Origin of the sequence: Serratia proteamaculans (genome assembly GCF_946227095.1) — a bacterium.
GTDB lineage: Bacteria > Pseudomonadota > Gammaproteobacteria > Enterobacterales > Enterobacteriaceae > Serratia > Serratia proteamaculans_E.
On record NZ_CAMISV010000005.1, the window covers coordinates 165,212 to 187,780 of the forward strand.

Below are 22,569 nucleotides of genomic sequence, written 5' to 3' on the forward strand. Positions count from 1 at the left end.
TGATGCCGGAGCGTTCCTCTTTTATGTCCACCTCCAGATTGCAACAGCAGTTCATTCGCCTGTGGCAACGCTGCCACGGCGAGCCGACAGAAACCACGCTACAGGAACTGGCCGAAGTGCTCACCTGCTCGCGCCGCCACGTACGTTCGTTACTGGGTGCCATGCAGCAGCAGGGCTGGCTAACCTGGCAGGCAGAGTCGGGGCGCGGCAAGCGTTCGCGGCTCACCTTCCACTACACCGGTCTGGCGCTGCAACAGCAGCGGGCGGAGGAATTGCTGGAACAGGACCGCATCGATCAACTGGTGCAACTGGTCGGCGATAAAAACGTGGTACGCCAGATGCTGCTGTCCCAACTGGGGCGCAGCTTTCGTCAAGGGAAACACATTCTGCGGGTGCTCTACTATCGCCAGTTGTACAACCTGTTGCCCGGTTCGGCGCTACGGCGCTCGGAAACCCATCTGGCACGGCAAATTTTCAGCGGCCTGACGCGGATAAATGAGGAAAACGGGGAACTGGAGTCTGACCTTTCGCATCACTGGCAGCCATTAACTCCACGGCATTGGCGTTTTTATCTGCGCCCGGCGATTCATTTTCACCATGGCCGCGAGCTGGAAATGGAGGATGTCATCAGTTCGCTGACCCGCTTGATGCCACAGCCGTTGTTTTCCCATATCGAACGCGTGACTTCACCGACGCCTTATGTGATCGACGTCCATCTGCACAGTCCCGATTACTGGCTGCCGTGGCTGCTGGGCAGCGTGCCCGCGATGATCCTGCCGCGTGAATGGCAGAGTCTGCCGGAATTCTCACGCCACCCGGTGGGCACCGGGCCGTATAGCGTGGTGCGCAACCACCGCAGCCAGATGAAAATTCACGCCTTTGACGATTATTTTGGCTACCGCGCGCTGATCGATGAGGTGAATATCTGGGTGTTGCCGGAAGTGACCGAAGAACTGGTGCATTCCGGTGTCCAACTGCAGGCGGACGATACCGGTAAAAATGAGCTGGAAAGCCGACTGGAAGAAGGCTGCTATTTCCTGCTGTTCGATCAGCGCTCACCGCTGGCGGCCGATCCGGCTATTCGCAGCTGGCTGTGCGAATTGATCAACCCCATTTCGCTGCTGAGCAATGCCGGCCCGGTCTATCAACGCTATTGGTCACCGGCCTACGGTCTTCTGCCGCGCTGGCACCACAATCGCGCGCTGGCGCAGCAGCCCAAACCGGCCGAACTGACCGAGCTGACGCTGACCTATTACAGCGAGCACTCGGAATTCCACGCCATCCAGCTGGCGATCGAACCCCTGCTGGCGCAGCAGGGTATCAAGCTGAAGATCCAGGTTGTGGATTACGACACCTGGCATAAAGGCGAAGCCATCAGCGATTTGTGGCTCGGCAGCGCCAACTTCTATCTGCCGCTGGAGTTTTCGCTGTTCGCCACTCTGTATGAACTGCCGCTGATGCAGCACTGCATGAATGAAGATCTCGCTGAGGACGCCGCGCTGTGGCGTGCCAATGCCTTACCGCTGGCCGATTTTGGCCAACGCCTGGTCAGCAATCATCAGTTACACCCGCTGTTCCACCACTGGTTGCAACTGCACGGCCAGCGCAGTATGCGCGGTGTACGGATGAACACCCTCGGCTGGTTTGATTTTAAATCCGCCTGGTTTGCGCCGCCGGAAGCATAAGCGCCTTTCACCGGCGCCCGTTAGTCTTTACAATGGCGCCGTCTCAACGGGGTGCAAAATGCGGCGTGCCGATTTTGCTGAGAACAAACCCGTCGAACCTGATCCGGTCAATACCGGCGGAGGGATTTGAGCCCAGCGAACCGGCAGCTGCCGATCGCCCCCTCAGATACCCTTGCCCCCCTAAATTTTCAGGAGTGCAAAGTGGTCAAAAAAAGCCTGCCCTTATTACTGTTGTTGTGCGCCGCACCGGTGTTTGCCAAGCCCACGCTGACGGTCTACACCTATGATTCCTTCGCTGCCGACTGGGGCCCGGGTCCGGCGGTCAAAAAAGCCTTTGAGGCCCAGTGCGATTGTGAGCTGAAGTTCGTCGCGCTGGAAGATGGTGTATCGCTACTTAACCGCCTGCGCATGGAAGGAAAAAACAGTGCCGCCGACGTCGTGCTCGGGCTGGACAACAACCTGCTGCAGGCCGGGCAACAAACCGGTTTATTCGCGCCAAGCGATGTCGACAACGCTAAGTTAAGCGTCCCCGGCGGCTGGCAGGATAAAACCTTTGTGCCTTATGACTACGGCTATTTTGCCTTCGTTTACAACAAAGAAAAGCTGAAGAACCCGCCAAAAAGCCTGCAGGAGCTGGTCGACAGTGACCAGAACTGGAAGGTAATTTACGAAGATCCGCGCACCAGCACCCCGGGCCTCGGCCTGTTGCTGTGGATGCAGAAAGTCTATGGCGACAAGGCCCCTGAAGCCTGGCAAAAGCTGGCGAAGAAAACCGTCACCGTGACCAAGGGCTGGAGTGAAGCCTACGGCCTGTTCCTGAAAGGCGAAGGTGACCTGGTGCTCAGCTATACCACCTCCCCCGCCTACCATCTGATCGAAGAGAAGAAAGACAGCTACGCCGCCGCTAACTTTAGCGAAGGCCATTACCTGCAGGTCGAAGTGGCGGGCAAACTCAAGGCCAGTAAACAACCCGAGCTGGCAGAGCGCTTTATGCAATTTATGGTGACTCCGGCGTTCCAGAACAACATTCCCACCGGAAACTGGATGTATCCGGTGATCAAAACCCAGCTGCCGGCCGGGTTTGAGCAAATGACCGTCCCGCAGACCGCGTTGCAATACAGCGCTGAAGAAGTGGCCAAACAACGCGGCAACTGGATCCGGGCATGGCAAACCGCCGTCAGCCACTGATCCCACGCTGGCTATGGCCGGGGCTACTGGCTGCCGGTCTGATCCTGACCATCGCCGCACTGGCGATGGGTTCGCTGTGGCGGCACGCGCCGGAAAGCGACTGGCAAGGTCTATGGCAGGACAGCTACCTGTGGCATGTGGTGCGTTTCACCTTCTGGCAGGCGTTGCTGTCCGCGCTGATCTCGGTGCTGCCCGCCATTTTGCTGGCACGCGCGCTGTACCGCCGCCGTTTCCCCGGACGTCAATTACTGCTGCGGTTGTGCGCCATGACATTGGTGCTGCCGGTGCTGGTGGCGGTGTTCGGCCTGCTCAGCGTTTATGGTCGACAGGGCTGGCTGGCCGCGCTGTGCGGTTGGTTAGGCATTAATTACAGCTTCTCGCCTTATGGCCTGCAGGGCATCCTGTTGGCCCACATGTTCTTCAACCTGCCGCTGGCGACCCGCCTGCTGTTGCAGGCGCTGGAAAATATTCCGGTCGAACAGCGCCAACTGGCAGCACAACTTGGCATGAGCGGCTGGCAGCAGTTTCGTTTTGTCGAATGGCCGGCATTACGCCGCCAGATCCTGCCGAGCGGCGCACTGATCTTCATGCTGTGCTTTGCCAGCTTCGCCACCGTATTGTCACTGGGCGGCGGGCCGCAGGCCACCACCATCGAACTGGCGATCTACCAGGCGCTCAGCTATGACTACGATCTCAGCCGCGCCGCGCTGTTGGCGCTGATCCAACTGGCCTGTTGTCTGGGGTTGGTGGTACTCAGCCAGCGCTTGAGTCAGGCCTTGCCGGTCGGCAACACCCAGGCCCACGTCTGGCGTAACCCGGAAGACAGCCTGTGGCGCCGCACCAGCGACTTTTTGCTGATCGTCGCCGCCCTGCTACTGCTGTTACCCCCGCTGTTGGCGGTGATTGCCGACGGAGCCAACCAAACGCTGGTCAGCGTGCTGCAACAGCAGGTGCTGTGGCAGGCGTTGTTTACCTCATTGCGTATTGCTCTCGGTGCTGGCGCACTGTGCGTGGTGCTGACCATGATGCTGCTGTGGAGCAGCCGTGAGCTGAAGCTGCAACAGCGGCTGCGCTGGGGCCATGCACTGGAACTGAGCGGCATGGTGATCCTGGCGATGCCGGGCATCGTATTGGCGACCGGCTTCTTCCTGCTGCTGAGCGATACCGTCGGGCTGCCACAGTCGCCGTATGCATTGGTGATCCTCACCAATGCACTGATGGCGGTGCCCTACGCGCTGAAAGTGCTGGAAAACCCGATGCGCGACCTGGCCGAACGCTACAACCCACTGTGTCTGTCGCTGGATATCCACGGCTGGCAGCGGCTGCGGCTTATCGAGCTGAAAGCGTTGCGCCGCCCGCTGGCCCAGGCGCTGGCCTTTGCCTGCGTGCTGTCGATCGGCGATTTCGGCGTGGTGGCCCTGTTTGGCAACGAGCACTTCCGCACCCTGCCTTTCTACCTGTATCAGCAGATTGGCGCCTATCGTAGTAATGACGGCGCGGTCACCGCACTGTTGCTGCTACTGCTGTGCTTCCTGCTGTTTACCCTGATCGAACGCTTACCGGGCCGCCATGATAGAGCTTGAAAAACTGACCTACCTGTATGAACACCTGCCGATGCGCTTTGACCTGCGCATTGAGCCGGGCGAACGTGTCGCGGTGCTTGGCCCCAGCGGAGCCGGCAAAAGCACCCTGCTCAGCCTGATCGCCGGGTTCCTGCCGGCCGCCAGCGGCAAGCTGCTGCTTAACGGCAGCGATCACACCGCCACGCCACCGGCCAAACGCCCGGTCTCGATGCTGTTCCAGGAAAACAACCTGTTTGCCCACCTGACGGTGGCGCAGAACATCGGATTGGGCCTGGATCCAGGGCTGCGGCTGAATGAGCAACAAAAGCAGCAGTTGGCACAGATTGCCCGGCAAGTGGGGCTGGAAGAGCATCTGCCACGTCTGCCGTCCCAGCTTTCCGGTGGCCAACGCCAGCGTGCCGCCCTGGCGCGCTGTCTGATCCGCCAGCAACCCATCTTGCTGCTCGACGAACCCTTTTCGGCGCTCGATCCGGCGTTACGCAGTGAGATGCTGCAGCTGCTGCAAGAGGTGTGTGACCAGCGCAACCTGACGCTGCTGATGGTATCGCACAATCTGGATGACGCCGCGCGCATCGCGCCACGTACCCTGTTGGTGGTCGATGGCCGCATTTATTACGACGGTCCGACTCAGGCGTTGCTGGACGGCAGTGCGCCGGAAGCCCGGGTGTTGGGCATTTCACACAAACCGTGATCTGCCGCGCGTTTTTTATGCTGCGTAAATAAACCTGTTGTGCGAATTTTTCGCCTGTGGTTTTATAAAAACCTGACTTTTTTTACTGATGATAAGGTTCCCTGTGATCGCATCCTCGCTGACTTCGACCCTACTAGTTACCGCGCTACCAGCCGCGGTGATGGTCGTCGTGCGTGTGGTGGTGGTCGTCGGCAATGCGCCGTAGGGTCCGAATCAACGCATCGATTCCCAAACCCCGCCGGCGCAACCGGGCGGGGTTTTTAGTTTCAGCCCCCTGCCCAGAAAAGCGAACCGGCCTTGAGAAAGGATAGGAACATGGCAATTTCGGGCACGCCACAGCAAGACAACCGCTTCACCGGCGCACAGTTGATCGTTCATCTGCTGGAACGTCAGGGCATCACCACCGTCGCCGGCATTCCCGGTGGCGCGGCGCTGCCGCTGTATGACGCACTGAGCCAAAGCACCCGCATTCATCACGTACTGGCACGCCACGAACAGGGCGCGGGCTTTATGGCGCAGGGCATGGCACGCGCCAATGGTAAAGCTGCGGTGTGCATCGCCTCCAGCGGGCCGGGCGCCACCAACCTGGTGACCGCCATCGCCGACGCCAAGCTCGATTCCATTCCGCTGGTGTGCATCACCGGCCAGGTGCCGTCTTCGATGATCGGCACCGATGCCTTCCAGGAAGTCGACACCTACGGCATCTCGATCCCTATCACCAAGCACAACCATTTGGTGCGCGATATCCGTGAACTGCCACAGGTGATCTGTGACGCATTCCGTATCGCCGAGTCCGGCCGTCCTGGCCCGGTGTGGATCGACGTACCGAAGGACGTACAAACCGCGGTGATCGATTGGGATGAACTGCCGCCGATCGCCGTTCCCGACGCCGCCCCCACCTTCGAGGCCACTGCCGTAGCGCAGGCCGCGGCGATGATCAACCAGGCCAAACGCCCGGTGCTGTACCTGGGCGGTGGCATCATCTGCGCCAATGCTCACCAACAGGCGATTGAGTTGGCGGAACGCGCCAACCTGCCGACCACCATGACGCTGATGGCGTTGGGTGCCATGCCGGTACAGCACCCGCTGTCGCTGGGCATGCTGGGGATGCACGCGGCGCGCAGTACCAACTTCATTCTGCAAGAGGCCGACCTGCTGATCGTACTGGGCGCACGCTTTGACGATCGGGCAATTGGCAAAACCGAACAGTTCTGCCCGAACGCCAGCATTATTCACGTGGATATCGACCGTGCCGAACTGGGCAAGGTGAAACAGGCCAACATTGCCATTCATGCCGACGTCGGCCAGGTGCTGCAGCAACTGCTGCCACAGATTGAGGCGCAGCCACGCAGCGAATGGCTGGACACCGTCAATGGCCTGAAGCGCGAGTTCCCGTTCAGCATGCCGAACGCCGAAGATCCGCTGAGTCACTACGGGTTGGTGCTGGCCGCTGCACGCTGCGTGGACGAAAGCGCCATCATCACCACCGATGTGGGCCAGCATCAGATGTGGGTGGCGCAGGCCTATCCACTGAGCCGTCCGCGCCAGTGGCTAACCTCCGGCGGCCTGGGCACCATGGGCTTCGGCCTGCCGGCGGCGATCGGCGCAGCCCTGGCCGAGCCGCAGCGCAAGGTATTGTGCTTCTCCGGTGACGGCAGCCTGATGATGAACATTCAGGAAATGGCCACCGCCGTCGAGCAGGATCTGGACGTGAAAATTATCCTGATGAACAACCAGGCTCTGGGGCTGGTGCATCAGCAGCAAACGTTGTTCTACCAGCAGCGCATCTTTGCCGCCGCCTATCCCAAGCGTACCGACTTTATCAAGATTGCCGCCGGTTTCGGGCTGGATACCTGCGATTTGAACGCCGCAGAAGATCCGCAAGCCGCGCTGGCCGAGGCGATCCAACGGCCCGGCCCTTGCCTGATCCACGCGCTGATTGATATCAATGAAAAAGTCTTCCCGATGGTGCCGCCGGGTGCCGCCAACATCGACATGATTGGAGAATAAGCCATGTCAGAACAACACAATAACCCACAGGTGATCCTGGAGCTGACGGTACGTAACCATCCCGGCGTGATGTCGCACGTGTGCGGCCTGTTTGCCCGCCGCGCCTTCAACGTAGAGGGCATTCTGTGTCTGCCGCTGAAAGACGGCAAGCAGAGCCGTATCTGGCTATTGGTGGCGGACGATCAGCGGCTGATGCAGATGATCAGCCAGGTGGAAAAACTCGAAGATGTGCTGCAGGTAAAACGCCACAGCGAAGACGTGCGGGTGTTCGAACAGTTAGAGGCTTTCTTCCAGTAATGCACCGAGGGGCGTTACGCCCCCTGGTTACTGCCCGGCCAGCACCTTCCACAGCAAATGCCGGTAAACCGGCATCAACGGCTGCTGGTGCAGATAATAAAAGGTGCCGAGCGCGAGGATCCAGCTCAGTACGCAGGCCATTCGCAGCCGTACCGGTGACAACCAATTGCTTAGCCGATCGGCGCTGCGCTTGCCTTCACGCCACCAGCGCCAGCTCAGCCAGGCGGCCAGCCAGACCAGCACCACCACCGCAAACAGCAGCCATTTGAATAAAGCACTGTTGGCGCTGGCGGGAATGTCGATCGCCACCCCGGCCAGAATCCCCGGGAAGAAATAGACCGGCGGCCAGGTGATACAGCCGATAATGTTCGGCAGTGCGAATTTGTACGGCGGTAAGTCCAGCATCCCTGCCACCATCGGTACCAGCGGGCGGGTCGGGCCGACAAAACGGCCAATCAGAACGGTCGCCATACTGTGTTGATGCAGTGCGTGCTCGGTCTTGTCGAGCATCGCCTTGTTCTTTTTCAGGAATGACCAGCGGTGCAACGGCCCCTTGAAAGCGCGCCCGATAAAATAAGAGATCCAGTCCCCCAGCAGGCAACCGACGATCCCCGCAGCCCAGGCATAATAGAAGTCCACCTGACCACTGCCGATCAGCGCACCGATGCTGGCCATCATCACCGTACCGGGCAACAGCAGCCCGACCAGCGCCAGCGACTCCAAAAACGCGACAAACATGACGACCATCAGAGTGAAAGCCAAAGACTGGGTGATCAAATGCTGTAAATAGGCTTCCATTAAACCTCTGTTGGTTATCCAAAGCGCGTGGGCGTGGGATTGTCAGGTGCCGCCGGAAACGAGTCAACCGGTGAATTGTATGCGTTTTTGGCAGAACTGTGCGGTAATGGACAATTACTGTATAAAAACCCATACTATAATTTATCTATTCCCCCCTTTAGCTTAGCTTGTCAGGAACAGCGTGATGTCACTCCAACAGGGTTTCTTGCTCACCCGCCACTGGCGTGATACGCCCGCCGGCACCGAGGTGGAGTTTTGGCTGGCGACCGAAAACGGCCCGCAGCAACTTCGCCTGTCGCCGCAGACCTCCGTCGCCTTTATCCCAGCCGAACAGCGCCAACGCGCTGAGCAATTGCTGCGTGAAGAACGCCAATGGGAGCTAAAACCGCTGCCGCTGACCGATTTTCATCATCGCCCGGTGCTGGGACTCTATTGCCGCCAGCACCGTCAGTTGATCAAACTGGAAAGGCTGTTGAAAGACGGCGGCGTCAATCTCTACGAGGCCGATATCCGCCCGCCGGAACGCTACCTGATGGAACGCTTTATCACCGCACCCGTGTGGTTCAGCGGCCAGGCCAACGGCAATGGCCCGCTGATCAACGGTCAGATGAAGCCAGCTCCGGAATATCGTCCCACGTTGAAACTGGTCTCGCTGGACATTGAAACCACCGCCCATGGCGAGCTCTACTCGATCGCGCTGGAAGGCTGCGGTCAGCGTCAGGTGTACATGCTCGGGCCGGCTAACGGTGGCAATGAGCCGCTGGATTTTGATCTGGAGTACTGTGTCAGCCGCCCACAAATGTTGGAACGGCTGAATCAGTGGCTGGAACAACACGATCCCGACGCCATCATTGGCTGGAATCTGGTGCAGTTCGATTTACGGGTCCTGCAAAAACATGCCGAGCGTTACCAAATCCCGCTAAAACTGGGCCGCGGTGGCAACCTGCTCGAGTGGCGTGAACACGGCTTCAAACAGAATCATTTTTTTGCCTCCGCTGCCGGGCGGTTGATTATTGACGGTATCGAGGCACTGAAGTCCGCCACCTGGAACTTCCCTTCCTTCAGCCTCGAGCATGTGTCGCAGACATTGCTGGGGGAAGGCAAGTCGATCGACAATCCTTACCAGCGAATGGCGGAAATCGACCGGCGCTTTGCCGAAGACAAACCGGCGCTGGCACGCTACAACCTGAAGGACTGCGAGCTGGTGACGCGAATCTTTGCCAAGACCGATCTGCTGACCTTCCTGCTGGAACGCGCCACGGTGACCGGACTGGCCGCCGACCGCAGTGGGGGTTCGGTGGCCGCGTTCAGCAATCTGTATATGCCGCGCATGCACCGGCTGGGCTTTGTCGCCCCCAACCTCGGCGAGCAACCGGAAGAACACAGCCCTGGCGGCTTTGTGATGGATTCACAGCCCGGCCTGTATGACTCGGTGCTGGTGCTGGATTACAAGAGCCTGTACCCGTCGATCATCCGCACCTTCCTGATCGATCCCGTCGGGTTGGTAGAAGGTATGCGGCACCCGGGCGATGCCGATTCGGTGCCCGGTTTCCGCCAGGCACGTTTTTCGCGCAGCAAACACTGCCTGCCGGCGATCGTCGAGCAGATCTGGCAGGGGCGTGAGGCGGCCAAACGTCAGCAGAACAAAGCCTTGTCCCAGGCCTTGAAGATCATCATGAACGCGCTGTACGGCGTACTGGGATCGAGCGGCTGCCGCTTCTTCGATCCCCGTCTGGCCTCATCGATCACCCTGCGTGGCCATGAGATCATGCGCCAGACGCGCGAACTGATCGAGGCTCAGGGTTACCAGGTGATCTACGGGGATACCGATTCCACCTTCGTCTGGCTCAAGCAGCCGCATGACGAACAGCAGGCGGCGCAAATAGGCCGGACCCTGGTGCAACAGGTGAACCAATGGTGGCAACAGCATTTACAGCAACAGTTCGGGCTGGAAAATGCGCTGGAGCTGGAGTTCGAAACCCATTACTCGCGCTTCCTGATGCCCACCATTCGCGGTGCCGAACAGGGCAGTAAAAAACGCTATGCCGGGCTGATCGCCAAGCCGGACGGCAGCGAAGAGATGGTGTACAAAGGGCTGGAAACGGTGCGTACCGACTGGACACCGCTGGCGCAGCAGTTCCAACAGCTGCTTTACCAACGTATTTTCAAGCGGCAGCCGTATCAGGATTTTGTGCGTGAATACGTTAGCCAAACGCTTAACGGCGACTTCGACGATCGGCTGGTCTATCGCAAGCGCCTGCGCAGAAAGCTGGACGAATATCAACGTAACGTCCCGCCACATGTTCGCGCAGCCCGCATCGCCGACGACTATAATCGTCAGCAGGGGCGACCGCTGCAATACCAGAACGGCGGCTGGATCAGCTATGTGATGACCGTGGCCGGGCCAGAGCCGCTGGAAACTCAGCAGTCGGCAATTGATTACCCCCATTATCTCGAGCGCCAGTTGGAACCGGTGGCTGACGCCATACTGCCATTTTTGCATGACGATTTTACCACGCTGGTGACCGGACAGATGGGCCTGTTTTAACATTCCGCCCGCCCTGCGGGCTTTGGCGAAGGGTTAAGAAAAATCATCGGGTTTTGCAGGTGACGAACGCGCCGCCTTCCATTACCATAGCGCCCTTCCCAAATTCTGGACCACACTCCACCCATGACATCGATGATGTATGCATGGGGTGAATAGCTATTGCCCGCCATATTAAAATAAATCGGGATTAGCAGACGTTTGATACGGGTGCCGCGGCCCTCTCGCCCGGTAACAAGACTTACTTAAAGAATCGAGCCGACAATATATGCCTTTTACACTTGGTCAACGCTGGATCAGCGACACGGAAAGCGAATTAGGACTGGGTACCGTCGTGGCGCTGGATACGCGCATGATTACCCTGCTTTTCCCCGCAACCGGCGAAAACCGCCTCTATGCCAGAAATGACTCGCCAATCACCCGCGTGATGTTCAACCCGGGCGACACCATCAGCAACCACGAAGGCTGGGAGCTGCAGGTGGAAGAGGTCAAAGAGGATAACGGCCTGCTGACCTATATTGGTACCCGCCTGGATACCCAGGAGAGCGGTGTGGCAATGCGCGAAGTGCTGCTGGACAGCAAGCTGACCTTCAGCAAGCCGCAGGACCGTCTGTTTGCCGGCCAGATCGACCGTATGGACCGTTTCGCCCTGCGCTTCCGTGCGCGTAAATACCAGAGCGAGCAGTACCGTCTGCCGTTTGCCGGCCTGCGCGGCATGCGCGCCAGCCTGATCCCACACCAGTTACACATCGCCTATGAAGTCGGCCAGCGCCATGCGCCGCGCGTGCTGTTGGCGGATGAAGTCGGCCTGGGTAAAACCATCGAAGCCGGGATGATCATTCACCAGCAATTGCTGGCAGGCCGCGCCGAGCGCGTACTGATCGTGGTGCCGGAAACCCTGCAGCACCAGTGGCTGGTCGAAATGATGCGCCGCTTCAACCTGTATTTCTCACTGTTCGACGACAGCCGTTACTCAGAAGCCAAGCTCGACAGCAGCAACCCGTTTGAAACCGAACAACTGGTGATCTGCTCGCTGGACTTCGTGCGCCGCAACAAGCAGCGTCTGGAAGAGATGGCCGACGCCCAGTGGGATCTGCTGGTGGTCGATGAAGCCCATCACCTGGCCTGGAGCGAAGACGCGCCAAGCCGCGAGTATCAGGTGATTGAGCAACTGGCTGAGCACATTCCCGGTGTGTTGTTGCTGACCGCAACCCCGGAACAGCTTGGCCAGCAGAGCCACTTCGCCCGTCTGCGCCTGCTGGATCCGAACCGTTTCCACGACTACCACGACTTTGTCGCCGAACAGCAGAAATATCGCCCGGTGGCCGACGCCGTCACCCTGCTGTTGAGCGGTGAACGTCTGACCGATGACAAGCTGAACCTGCTGGGCGAACTGATCGACGAACAGGACATCGAGCCGCTGTTGAAAGCGGCCAACAGCGACAGCGACAACAGTGAGCAGGCGCGTCAGGAACTGGTCACCATGCTGATGGACCGCCACGGCACCAGCCGCGTGCTGTTCCGTAATACCCGTAACGGCGTCAAAGGCTTCCCGCACCGTAACCTGCACCAGATCAAGCTGCCGCTGCCGACCCAGTATCAAACCGCGATTAAAGTGTCCGGCATCATGGGCGCGAAGAAAACCGTCGAGGCCCGCGCACGCGACATGCTGTATCCGGAGCAAATCTATCAGGAGTTTGAAGGCGAAAACGCCACCTGGTGGAACTTCGATCCACGCGTTGAGTGGCTGCTGAATTACCTGGTGGCCAACCGTCACGAGAAAGTACTGGTGATCTGCGCCCACGCCGCCACCGCGCTGCAACTGGAACAGGTGCTGCGTGAACGTGAAGCGATCCGCGCCGCCGTCTTCCACGAAGGCTTGTCGATTATCGAACGCGACCGTGCCGCCGCCTACTTCGCCTCAGAAGAAGATGGCGCTCAGGTGCTGCTGTGCTCGGAGATCGGTTCTGAAGGCCGTAACTTCCAGTTCGCCAGCCATCTGGTGATGTTCGATCTGCCGTTCAACCCGGATCTGCTGGAACAGCGTATCGGCCGTCTGGACCGTATTGGCCAGATGCATGACATTCAAATCATGGTGCCTTACCTGGAAAACACCGCTCAGGCGGTACTGGGGCGTTGGTTCCACGAAGGGCTGGATGCCTTCGAGCATACCTGCCCGACCGGCCGCACCATTTATGACAGCGGCTACGAGCAACTGATCGGTTTCCTGGCGTCGCCGACCGAGCAGGAAGGGTTGGATGAATTCATTCACACCTGCCGTCAGCAGCACGACCACCTGAAGGTGCAACTGGAGCAGGGCCGTGACCGCCTGCTGGAAATGCACTCCAACGGCGGTGAGAAAGCACAAGCGCTGGCAGAAGCCATCGCCAATCAGGACAACGACGTCAATCTGGTGGGCTTTGCGCTGAACCTGTTCGATATCGTCGGTATCAACCAGGACGATCGCAGCGACAACCTGATTGTCCTGACGCCGTCCGACCACATGCTGGTGCCGGACTTCCCGGGCCTGCCGCAGGACGGCTGCACCGTCACCTTCGATCGCGAACAGGCCCTGTCGCGTGAAGATGCGCAGTTCGTCAGTTGGGAACACCCGATTATCCGTAACGGCCTGGATCTGATCCTGTCCGGCGATACCGGTAGCTGTGCGGTCTCCCTGTTGAAAAACAAGGCGCTGCCGGTCGGTACCCTGCTGGTCGAACTGGTGTACGTGGTTGAGGCACAGGCGCCGAAACACCTGCAACTGACCCGCTTCCTGCCCCCGACGCCAATCCGCATGCTGATGGACCGCAAAGGCACTAATCTGGCGGCACAGGTTGAATTCGAAAGCTTCAACCGCCAGTTGAACGCGGTCAATCGCCACACCTCCAGCAAGCTGGTCAACGCGGTGCAGCAGGATGTGCATGCTATGCTGCAACAGGCGGAAAGTCTGGTTGAAGAGCAGGCCCGTGCGCTGATTGAACTGGCGAAACAGGAAGCGGATGACAAGCTGAGCACCGAATTGGCGCGTCTGGAAGCCCTGAAGGCGGTCAACCCGAACATCCGTGATGACGAAGTCGAAACGTTGGAGTTCAACCGCAAGCAGGTACTGGTTAACCTGAATGAAGCGGGATGGCGTCTGGATGCGATCCGTCTGGTAGTCGTGACTCACCAGTAACCTGTGCGACGGGGAACTGCGGTTCCCCGTACCGTCACTTTCAGCGGAGTCCACAAGATGGAACCTTACAATCCCCCGCAGGGCCCGATGCATATTCTGTATCAGGATGAGCACATTATTGTGGTCAACAAACCGAGCGGCCTGCTGTCGGTACCTGGCCGTGCGCCGGAAAACAAAGACAGCCTGATGACACGCATTCAGGCGGACTTTCCAGCGGCAGAATCGGTACATCGCCTGGATATGGCAACCAGCGGCGTGATTGTAGTGGCGCTGAACAAGGCTGCCGAGCGCGAGCTTAAACGCCAGTTCCGCGAGCGTGAGCCGAAGAAGTCTTATATCGCCCGCGTATGGGGCCATCTGGAGCAGGATGAAGGCTTGGTTGATTTGCCACTGATTTGTGACTGGCCGAACCGACCGTTGCAGAAGGTGTGTTTCGAAACCGGCAAAGCGGCGCAAACCGAGTATCTGGTGCTGTCACGCGATGCCGATGGCAGCACGCGGGTAAAACTCATGCCGATTACCGGCCGTTCACATCAGTTACGCGTGCATATGCTGGCGCTGGGCCACCCGATCCTCGGCGACGGTTTCTACGCACCTCCAGAAGCCAAAGCCATGGCAGCCAGATTACAGCTGCATGCACAGGAACTGCGTATTACCCACCCGGCATTCCAGACGCCAATGCACTTTCGCGTCGAACCTGATTTTTAACCGGTATAAAGAAAGGCCCAGCATTGAACTGGGCCCCTGTCAGGTATTCAAAACCCGCTGTTACTTAAAGCCTTTCTCACGCTTGATCAGATCGTACGCTGCCTGAATTTCCTGCGCTTTCTGCTTGGCCATTTCCATCATTTGCGGCGGCAAACCTTTCGCCACCAGCTTATCCGGATGGTGCTCGCTCATCAGCTTGCGATAAGCGCGCTTGATGGTGGTGGCATCGTCGCTGCTGCTGACACCCAGCACTTTGCAGGCATCTTCCAACGTAGGCCCACGTTGCGCCTGCTGGTAACCACCGTGCGAATAACCGCCCTGCTGACCACCGCCAAACTGACGCCCGCCTTCCATCATGCTGAGGAACTGATCGAACTGCGCACGCGAAATGCCCAGCTCTTCAGCGATCACATACAGCACCTGACGCTCGTTCGGGTGCAGCGAGCCATCGGCAAATGCCGCCTGGATTTGAATTTCCAGAAACATCCGAATCAGGTCAAAACGGCCGAAACAAATGCTGCGGAACTGCTGCAGCGTTTCTCTCAGCGGAAACTGGCTCTGTTTACCTTCACGAAACGCCTGCTGCGCCGCCGTACGGGCTTCCCCGTGCAGTTGCAGACGATCCATAAACAGGCTGGCGATCTGAATATCCGCCTCGGTAACGCGTCCTTTTGATTTGGTCAGGTGACCCATCACCTGAAAAGTGGTGCGGAAAAACAGCGTTTGCCGCGTTTGCTGGCCGGCGAAAAAGCCCCGGCTGCGCTTATTGCTGCGCGCAGTGTCGATCATATGACCAACAATCAGCCCCAAAACTACACCCCAGAATCCCGCGCCAGCCCAAATGGCCACGATGACCCCGAGCAGTTTTCCCCAATACTGCATATACTCCTCAATTATCATGCCGAAAGCCGACTGCTCCCTCCCGTCTTAGGTGAGGGTTAAGGCGATTTTTCTCAGGATTTGGATTATCATACCTGTCATTTATCTTTGCGCCTATCGACGACGCAAGTAAACGGCCGGATTTAACACTAGCGCAACGCAGATGAGTAATATAGTCTCTGACCGTTTGCCGGACATGACGCCTCTGATGACGGAACACCAAAACCGCGTATGAAAAAAAGTTTCCCAACACTGCTGGCCACACTGATTTGGACGGCACTCTACAGCCAGCATGCCCTGGCTGACCTGGCCGAGCAATGTATGCTTGGCGTTCCTGTTTATGACAAACCGCTGGTCAGCGGCGACCCCAACAGCCTGCCTGTCACTATCAACGCTGATGACTCCCGCACGGATTATCCGAAAAGCGCGCTGTTCACCGGTAACGTAAATATTGAACAAGGCAACAGCACCCTGACCGCCAAGCAGGTGGAACTGACCCAGACGCAAAATCCGGGGCAGACCGATCCGGTGCGCACCGTGACCGCTACCGGTGATGTGCACTACAGCGACAATCAGATCAAGCTGAAAGGCCCGAAGGCCTGGTCAAATCTGAACAACAAAGATACCGACGTCTATGAGGGTGACTACCAAATGGTAGGCCGTCAGGGGCGTGGCGACGCCGACAAGATGAAGATGCGCGGCGCCAACCGTTACACCATTTTGGAAAACGGCACCTTTACCTCCTGTTTGCCGGGTGACGACAGCTGGAGCGTAGTCGGCTCCGAAGTGATCCACGACCGTGAAGAACAGGTAGCGGAAATCTGGAACGCCCGCTTTAAGATTGGCGGTGTGCCGGTGTTTTACAGCCCATACCTGCAATTGCCGGTCGGTGATAAACGTCGCTCCGGTTTCCTGATCCCGAACGCAAAATATGGCAGCAGCAATGGTTTTGAATTTGTGCTGCCGTATTACTGGAACATTGCGCCGAACTTCGACGCCACCATCACACCGCACTACATGTCCCGACGCGGCCTGCAGTTGCAGAACGAATTCCGCTATCTGGTGCAGCCTGGCCTGGGCCTGATGGAATTTGACTGGTTGCCGAACGACAAGGAATACAGCAAGGATAACCCTGACGACAGTAAACGTTGGTTGTTCTACTGGAACCACAATGGCGTGATGGATCAGGTGTGGCGCTTCAACGTCGACTACACCAAGGTCAGCGATTCCAAATACTTTACCGATCTGGATTCAAAATACGGTTCCACCACCGACGGTTATGCCACGCAGAAATTCAGCCTTGGTTACGCCATTGATAACTGGGACGCGACCTTAAGCTCCAAACAGTTCCAAATCTACGACGATACCGATCGCAGCCGGTCAGACTCCTACAAAGTTCAGCCGCAGCTGGACCTGAACTACTATAAAGACGATCTCGGCCCGTTCGATTTCCGCATCTATGGCCAGGCGGCCAAATTTATCAGCGTCAACCCGTACAGCCCGGACGCCACTCGTCTGCATATGGAGCCGACGCTGAGCCTGCCGCTAACCAATGGCTGGGGCAGTCTGAACACCGAAGCCAAGTTGCTGGCGACCCATTATCAGCAGGATATTCCTGACGGTTTCGCCGCCAACTACAAGACCCGTACCGGCAACAACGCGCCAGGCCTTGAAGACTCGGTTAACCGCGTATTGCCGCAGTTCAAGGTCGACGGCAAGATGGTGTTCGATCGTCCGATGAACTGGTCCGAGGGCTATACCCAAACCCTCGAACCCCGCGTGCAGTACCTGTATGTGCCGTATCGCGACCAGAGCAACATCTACACCTACGACACCACGCTGCTGCAAACCGACTACTCCGGTCTGTTCCGTGACCGTACTTACAGCGGCCTGGATCGCATCGCTTCACAGAACCGCGTGTCTACCGGTTTGACCACGCGAATTTATGATGACGCGCTGGTTGAACGTTTTAATGCTTCCGTGGGTCAAATCTACTACTTCAGCCGTTCCCGTACCGGTGACCAAACCACGGGTTACGATAACAATGATGACACCGGCAGCCTGGCCTGGGCCGGCGACACCTATTGGAAGATCGACGATCGTTGGGGCCTGCGCGGCGGCCTTCAGTATGATACGCGCCTCAATAGCGTCTCACTGGGCAACGGCGTGCTGGAATACCGTCAGGATTCTGAACGCGTAGTGCAGTTGAACTACCGTTACGCTACGCCGGAGTATATTGAGACGGCGCTGAACACCACGCAGATTCCGGCCTATCAGGACGGCATTTCGCAGGTGGGTATCACCGGCAGTTGGCCAATTGTCGATCGCTGGTCCGTCGTAGGCGCTTATTACTACGATACCCGTGCAAAACAGTCCGCCGATCAGTTGCTCGGTGTGAAGTACAACACCTGCTGCTGGGCAGTGACCTTGGGCTATGAGCGTAAGATCACCGACTGGAACAACAGCAACAATACCAGCGTTTATGACAACAAAGTTTCATTCAACGTCGAACTGCGTGGCCTGAGCAGCGATCACAGTCTGGGCTCCGCGGAAATGTTGCGTACCGGCATTCTGCCTTACCAGCGTGCATTTTGATGCTTTGTAACACTTTGAAAACGAGAACTTTCACCCGCATTTGCGGATTACATAATGGGAAATGTATGAAGAACTGGAGAACGCTTATTCTCGGATTGGTGGTTTGTGCCAATACCGCGTTCGCAGCACCCCAAGAAGTGGATAAAGTCGCCGCCGTCGTGGATAACGGCGTGGTCCTTGAGAGCGACGTAAGCACCCTGTTGCAGTCGGTAAAGCTCAATGCGCAGCAGGCCGGCCAGCAATTGCCGGATGACAAAACGCTTCGTCACCAGATCCTTGAGCGTCTGATTATGGATAACATCCAGCTGCAGATGGCCAAGAAAATGGGCATCAACGTTTCTGACGCCGATCTGGACAAAGCCATCGGCAACATCGCCGCACAGAACAAAATGAGCATCGATCAGATGCGCAGCCGTCTGGCGTATGAAGGCTTGAACTACAACACCTACCGTTCGCAGATCCGCAAGGAAATGCTGATTTCTGAGGTGCGTAACAATGAAGTGCGCCGCCGCGTCACTATCCTGCCTCAGGAAGTTGACTCTCTGGCCACTCAGGTTGGCGCTCAGAACGGTAGCGATACCGAAATGAACATCAGCCACATCCTGATCCCACTGCCGGAAAACCCGTCGCAGGCGCAGGTGGACGACGCGGAAGCCCTGGCTAAAAAACTGATGGGTGAAATCAACGGCGGCGCCGACTTCGGCAAGCTGGCGATCTCCTACTCTGCCGACTCCCAGGCGCTGAAAGGCGGCAACATGGGCTGGGGCAAGCTGCAGGAAATCCCTACCCTGTTCGCCGAAAGGCTGGTTAACGCCAAAAAAGGCGACGTGGTTGGGCCGATCCGTTCCGGCGTAGGCTTCCACATCCTGAAAGTGAATGACATCCGTGGCTCCACCCAGTCGGTATCCGTTACCGAGGTTCATGCACGTCACATTCTGCTGAAACCTTCTGTGGTGCTGACCGACGATCAAGCACGCGCCAAGCTGCAAGCGGTAGCCGAAGAAATCAAGAGCGGCCGCGCCAAGTTTGCTGACGAAGCCAAACAGCTTTCTCAGGATCCGGGTTCTGCACTGCAGGGCGGCGATCTGGGCTGGGCTTCTCCAGACATCTACGATCCGGCCTTCCGCGACGCGTTGATGAAGCTGAGCAAAGGCGAAGTCAGCCAACCGGTGCATTCTTCCTTCGGCTGGCACCTGATTCAGTTGCTGGATACGCGTCAGGTAGACAAAACCGATGCAGCGCAGAAAGATCGCGCTTACCGCATGCTGTTCAACCGCAAGTTTGCTGAAGAAGCGCAAACCTGGATGCAGGAACAACGTGCTCAGGCTTACGTGAAGATCCTTGACGGTAATGCACAACAATAATCGCATCGTAATCACCCCCGGCGAGCCTGCCGGGGTTGGGCCGGATTTGGTGGCAGCGCTGGCGCAACAGGATTGGCCTGTTGAACTGGTGGTGTGCGCGGATCCGGCCTTGTTGCTTGAACGCGCCCGGCAGTTAAACCTGCCGCTGCAACTGCGCACCTATCAGCCACAGCAGCCTGCTCAACCGCAGCGCGCCGGTACGCTGACGGTGTTGCCGGTCGCTACCGCTCATCCAGTGGTGGCAGGCGAGTTGAACGTGGGCAATAGCGCCTACGTGGTGGAAACTCTGGCACGCGCCTGTGACGGTTGTCTGAACGGTGAATTCGCCGCGCTGATCACCGGCCCGGTGAACAAGGCGGTGATCAACGACGCCGGCGTGCCGTTTATTGGCCATACCGAGTTCTTTGCCGATCGCAGCGGTTGCGATCGCGTGGTGATGATGTTGGCGACCGAAGAGCTGCGCGTGGCGCTGGCGACTACCCACCTGCCTTTACTGGCGGTGCCTGGCGCTATCACCCGGCAAAGCCTGCATGAAGTCATCCACATTCTCGACCATGACCTGAAAACCAAATTTGGCCTCGCCCAACCGCAGATCTATGTCTGTGGCCTGAACCCGCATGCCGGGGAAGGCGGCCATATGGGGCATGAAGAGATAGACACCATCATCCCGGCGCTCGACGCGCTGCGTGCTGAAGGCATCAATCTGATCGGCCCACTGCCGGCGGACACCCTGTTCCAGCCCAAGTATCTGCAACATGCCGATGCGGTGCTGGCGATGTATCACGATCAGGGTCTGCCGGTGCTAAAATACCAAGGGTTCGGCCGGGCGGTAAATATTACCCTCGGTTTGCCTTTTATCCGTACCTCGGTCGACCACGGTACCGCTTTGGAACTGGCCGGCACCGGCACCGCCGATGCCGGCAGTTTTAAAACGGCCTTGAATCTCGCCATTAAAATGATAATTAATTGTAATGAATAATAAAGTCCACCAAGGGCACTTTGCCCGCAAACGCTTTGGACAGAACTTTTTAACCGATCAGTTTGTCATCGATAGCATTGTCTCCGCCATTCACCCGATGCCGGGTGAAGCGGTAGTTGAAATCGGCCCCGGCCTGGGTGCACTGACCGAGCCGGTCGGCGCACGTATGGACCGCATGACGGTGATTGAGCTGGACCGCGATTTGGCGGCCCGCCTGGCGAATCACCCGCAGTTGAAAGACAAACTGACCATTCACCAGCAAGATGCCATGACGGTGAACTTTGCCGAAATGGCCGAGCAGGCTGGCCAACCGCTGCGCGTGTTTGGTAACCTGCCGTATAACATTTCGACGCCGCTGATGTTCCACCTTTTCAGCTATACTCAGGCCATTCGCGACATGCACTTTATGTTGCAGAAAGAGGTAGTTAACCGTCTGGTTGCCGGCCCAAACAGCAAGGCCTACGGGCGTTTGACCGTAATGGCGCAGTACTACTGCAACGTTATCCCGGTGCTGGAAGTACCACCGACCTCCTTCACCCCGGCGCCGAAAGTGGATTCCGCCGTGGTGCGTCTGGTGCCGCACCTGGTGAACCCGAATCCGGTGGGCGACGTGCGCATGCTGAGCCGTATCACCACTCAGGCGTTCAACCAACGCCGGAAGACCGTCCGTAACAGCCTGGGCGACCTGTTCACCCCAGAGCAACTGACGGAGTTGGGTATCGATCCGATACTGAGAGCAGAGAATATTTCTGTGGCGCAATACTGTAAGCTGGCCAACTGGCTTTCAGCCAATCCCACGCCGCAGCAATAAGGAGTAGTGGTCATGATTGATTCGCCCCGCGTATGTATTCAGGTACAAAGTGTCTATGTGGAATCACAGTCGATACCTGAGGAAGAACGTTACGTCTTCGCTTATACCATCACCATCCGCAATTTGGGGCGTTTCAATGTGCAACTGCTGGGCCGTTACTGGCTGATCACCAACAGTAATGGCCGTCAGACCGAAGTTCAGGGCGAAGGCGTCGTCGGCGAACAGCCACTCATCCCGCCCGGCGGCGAATTCCAATACACCAGCGGCGCGATCCTTGAAACACCGCTGGGTACCATGGAAGGCCATTACGAAATGGTTGATCATCAGGGTCAGCCATTCCAGACCGCTATTCCGGTGTTCCGCTTAGCCATTCCAACGCTGATCCACTAATTATGTCGACATACCTTATCGGCGACGTTCATGGCTGTTTCGATGAACTGAAATCGCTATTGGCCCAGGTGGCTTTCGATCCTCAGCATGACCAACTGTGGCTGACCGGCGATCTGGTCGCCCGCGGCCCCGGCTCGCTGGACGTTTTGCGCTACGTGCGTTCACTGGGTCCGGCGGTACGTATGGTACTGGGCAACCACGATCTGCATCTGCTGGCGGTCTACGCCGGTATCAGCCGCAATAAACCTAAAGACCGTATCACCCCGCTGCTGGAAGCCCCGGACGCCGATGAATTGATCAACTGGCTGCGCCGCCAACCGGTGCTGCAGGTAGATGAACAACTCAAACTGGTGATGGCACATGCCGGCATTACGCCGCAGTGGGACATTGAAACCGCACAGCTCTGCGCCCGTGAAGTGGAAGCAGTACTGAGCAGCGACAGCTACCCGCTGTTCCTCGACGCCATGTACGGCGATATGCCGAACAACTGGAGTCCGGAACTGAGTGGACTGGCACGCCTGCGTTTCAGCACCAATGCCCTGACGCGCATGCGTTACTGCTTCCCGAACGGCCAGCTCGACATGATCTGCAAAGATGCGCCAGGCACCGCGCCTGCGCCGCTGAAACCCTGGTTTGAATTGCCACGGTTGGTCGATACCGATTACACCATTATCTTTGGTCACTGGGCATCACTGGAAGGCAAAGGCACACCGGCAGGCATTATTGGCCTCGATACCGGCTGTTGCTGGGGAGGCGATCTGACGATGTTGCGCTGGGAAGACCAGCAGTACTTTACCCAACCGGCCCACCGCCGCGATCTGCTGGATGGCGTGCACCAACAGGCCGCATCATAATCAAGTCGGGGCGGTCA

General features: G+C 58.0%; 18 protein-coding genes and 1 riboswitch. Of the genes, 16 read left to right on the forward strand and 2 right to left on the reverse strand.

Annotated features, from left to right (window positions below; all coding sequences use genetic code 11):
• The first annotated feature begins 23 nt into the window (after positions 1-23).
• The 7 genes from sgrR (at position 24) to ilvN (ending at position 7,454) form a co-directional block, all read left to right on the forward strand.
• Complete coding sequence (sgrR, locus tag OC597_RS12315; RefSeq protein ID WP_261257305.1) at positions 24-1,685, forward strand: HTH-type transcriptional regulator SgrR; 1,662 nt, start codon at positions 24-26, stop codon at positions 1,683-1,685.
• Between the two features lie 37 nt (positions 1,686-1,722).
• Positions 1,723-1,828: riboswitch (TPP riboswitch) on the forward strand.
• 58 nt (positions 1,829-1,886) lie between these two features.
• Positions 1,887-2,873, forward strand: a complete 987-nt coding sequence (thiB, locus tag OC597_RS12320; RefSeq protein WP_261424864.1) for a thiamine ABC transporter substrate binding subunit — start codon at positions 1,887-1,889, stop codon at positions 2,871-2,873.
• A complete protein-coding gene (gene thiP / locus OC597_RS12325) occupies positions 2,849-4,456 on the forward strand; it encodes a thiamine/thiamine pyrophosphate ABC transporter permease ThiP (protein WP_261463258.1) in 1,608 nt (535 codons plus the stop codon). Before thiB ends, thiP begins: the two co-directional genes overlap by 25 nt.
• Positions 4,443-5,147, forward strand: a complete 705-nt coding sequence (gene thiQ / locus OC597_RS12330; RefSeq protein WP_261257300.1) for a thiamine ABC transporter ATP-binding protein ThiQ — start codon at positions 4,443-4,445, stop codon at positions 5,145-5,147. Before thiP ends, thiQ begins: the two co-directional genes overlap by 14 nt.
• Positions 5,148-5,235: 88 nt before the next feature.
• Positions 5,236-5,352, forward strand: coding sequence for an ilvB operon leader peptide IvbL (ivbL, locus tag OC597_RS12335; RefSeq protein ID WP_208295193.1), 117 nt, complete (start codon positions 5,236-5,238; stop codon positions 5,350-5,352).
• A 110-nt stretch (positions 5,353-5,462) separates the two neighbouring features.
• Positions 5,463-7,157, forward strand: a complete 1,695-nt coding sequence (gene ilvB / locus OC597_RS12340) for an acetolactate synthase large subunit (protein WP_262208892.1) — start codon at positions 5,463-5,465, stop codon at positions 7,155-7,157.
• Between the two features lie 3 nt (positions 7,158-7,160).
• Entirely contained in the window at positions 7,161-7,454 is a 294-nt protein-coding gene (ilvN, locus tag OC597_RS12345) for an acetolactate synthase small subunit (protein ID WP_099063098.1), read from the forward strand.
• Between the two features lie 27 nt (positions 7,455-7,481).
• Here the strand turns inward: ilvN and OC597_RS12350 are convergent, their stop codons facing one another.
• A complete protein-coding gene (locus OC597_RS12350; RefSeq protein WP_261257296.1) occupies positions 7,482-8,252 on the reverse strand; it encodes a DedA family protein in 771 nt (256 codons plus the stop codon).
• A 184-nt stretch (positions 8,253-8,436) separates the two neighbouring features.
• On the opposite strand from OC597_RS12350, the gene OC597_RS12355 reads away from it, so the two are divergent.
• From OC597_RS12355 to rluA, 3 genes are all read left to right on the forward strand, one after another.
• Positions 8,437-10,800 (forward strand): DNA polymerase II, encoded by a 2,364-nt coding sequence (locus OC597_RS12355; protein ID WP_262208894.1) that lies wholly within the window; start codon positions 8,437-8,439, stop codon positions 10,798-10,800.
• Positions 10,801-11,065: 265 nt separating this feature from the next.
• Positions 11,066-13,972 carry an RNA polymerase-associated protein RapA gene (gene rapA / locus OC597_RS12360; protein WP_261424869.1) on the forward strand — a complete coding sequence of 969 codons (2,907 nt, stop codon included), beginning with the start codon at positions 11,066-11,068 and terminating at the stop codon, positions 13,970-13,972.
• 57 nt (positions 13,973-14,029) lie between these two features.
• Positions 14,030-14,680 (forward strand): bifunctional tRNA pseudouridine(32) synthase/23S rRNA pseudouridine(746) synthase RluA, encoded by a 651-nt coding sequence (gene rluA, locus OC597_RS12365; protein ID WP_261285578.1) that lies wholly within the window; start codon positions 14,030-14,032, stop codon positions 14,678-14,680.
• A gap of 60 nt (positions 14,681-14,740) precedes the next feature.
• Here rluA and djlA read toward each other — a convergent pair whose 3' ends face one another.
• Positions 14,741-15,562 carry a co-chaperone DjlA gene (djlA, locus tag OC597_RS12370; protein WP_085120201.1) on the reverse strand — a complete coding sequence of 274 codons (822 nt, stop codon included), beginning with the start codon at positions 15,560-15,562 and terminating at the stop codon, positions 14,741-14,743.
• Positions 15,563-15,790: 228 nt separating this feature from the next.
• Here djlA and lptD point away from each other — a divergent pair, with 228 nt between their 5' ends.
• The 6 genes from lptD (at position 15,791) to apaH (ending at position 22,552) form a co-directional block, all read left to right on the forward strand.
• Entirely contained in the window at positions 15,791-18,154 is a 2,364-nt protein-coding gene (gene lptD / locus OC597_RS12375; protein WP_261285577.1) for an LPS assembly protein LptD, read from the forward strand.
• A gap of 65 nt (positions 18,155-18,219) precedes the next feature.
• Positions 18,220-19,518, forward strand: a complete 1,299-nt coding sequence (gene surA, locus OC597_RS12380) for a peptidylprolyl isomerase SurA (RefSeq protein WP_261257286.1) — start codon at positions 18,220-18,222, stop codon at positions 19,516-19,518.
• Positions 19,505-20,497, forward strand: coding sequence for a 4-hydroxythreonine-4-phosphate dehydrogenase PdxA (gene pdxA, locus OC597_RS12385; RefSeq protein WP_261463254.1), 993 nt, complete (start codon positions 19,505-19,507; stop codon positions 20,495-20,497). Before surA ends, pdxA begins: the two co-directional genes overlap by 14 nt.
• Positions 20,490-21,308 carry a 16S rRNA (adenine(1518)-N(6)/adenine(1519)-N(6))-dimethyltransferase RsmA gene (rsmA, locus tag OC597_RS12390; protein ID WP_085120197.1) on the forward strand — a complete coding sequence of 273 codons (819 nt, stop codon included), beginning with the start codon at positions 20,490-20,492 and terminating at the stop codon, positions 21,306-21,308. Before pdxA ends, rsmA begins: the two co-directional genes overlap by 8 nt.
• A 12-nt stretch (positions 21,309-21,320) precedes the next feature.
• Positions 21,321-21,698 (forward strand): Co2+/Mg2+ efflux facilitator ApaG/CorD, encoded by a 378-nt coding sequence (apaG, locus tag OC597_RS12395; protein WP_012005174.1) that lies wholly within the window; start codon positions 21,321-21,323, stop codon positions 21,696-21,698.
• Between the two features lie 2 nt (positions 21,699-21,700).
• Entirely contained in the window at positions 21,701-22,552 is an 852-nt protein-coding gene (gene apaH / locus OC597_RS12400; protein WP_261257283.1) for a bis(5'-nucleosyl)-tetraphosphatase (symmetrical) ApaH, read from the forward strand.
• Positions 22,553-22,569: the final 17 nt, after the last annotated feature.

Coding starts and splice junctions, on each gene's coding strand:
- ivbL (WP_208295193.1), top strand. CDS start 5,236: ATGATAAGGTTCCCTGTGATCGCATCCTCGCTGACTTCGACCCTACTA.
- rluA (WP_261285578.1), top strand. CDS start 14,030: ATGGAACCTTACAATCCCCCGCAGGGCCCGATGCATATTCTGTATCAG.
- ilvB (WP_262208892.1), top strand. CDS start 5,463: ATGGCAATTTCGGGCACGCCACAGCAAGACAACCGCTTCACCGGCGCA.
- sgrR (WP_261257305.1), top strand. CDS start 24: ATGTCCACCTCCAGATTGCAACAGCAGTTCATTCGCCTGTGGCAACGC.
- thiQ (WP_261257300.1), top strand. CDS start 4,443: ATGATAGAGCTTGAAAAACTGACCTACCTGTATGAACACCTGCCGATG.
- OC597_RS12355 (WP_262208894.1), top strand. CDS start 8,437: ATGTCACTCCAACAGGGTTTCTTGCTCACCCGCCACTGGCGTGATACG.
- OC597_RS12350 (WP_261257296.1), bottom strand. CDS start 8,252: ATGGAAGCCTATTTACAGCATTTGATCACCCAGTCTTTGGCTTTCACT.
- rsmA (WP_085120197.1), top strand. CDS start 20,490: ATGAATAATAAAGTCCACCAAGGGCACTTTGCCCGCAAACGCTTTGGA.
- thiP (WP_261463258.1), top strand. CDS start 2,849: ATGGCAAACCGCCGTCAGCCACTGATCCCACGCTGGCTATGGCCGGGG.
- pdxA (WP_261463254.1), top strand. CDS start 19,505: ATGCACAACAATAATCGCATCGTAATCACCCCCGGCGAGCCTGCCGGG.
- ilvN (WP_099063098.1), top strand. CDS start 7,161: ATGTCAGAACAACACAATAACCCACAGGTGATCCTGGAGCTGACGGTA.
- apaH (WP_261257283.1), top strand. CDS start 21,701: ATGTCGACATACCTTATCGGCGACGTTCATGGCTGTTTCGATGAACTG.
- rapA (WP_261424869.1), top strand. CDS start 11,066: ATGCCTTTTACACTTGGTCAACGCTGGATCAGCGACACGGAAAGCGAA.
- surA (WP_261257286.1), top strand. CDS start 18,220: ATGAAGAACTGGAGAACGCTTATTCTCGGATTGGTGGTTTGTGCCAAT.
- djlA (WP_085120201.1), bottom strand. CDS start 15,562: ATGCAGTATTGGGGAAAACTGCTCGGGGTCATCGTGGCCATTTGGGCT.
- lptD (WP_261285577.1), top strand. CDS start 15,791: ATGAAAAAAAGTTTCCCAACACTGCTGGCCACACTGATTTGGACGGCA.
- apaG (WP_012005174.1), top strand. CDS start 21,321: ATGATTGATTCGCCCCGCGTATGTATTCAGGTACAAAGTGTCTATGTG.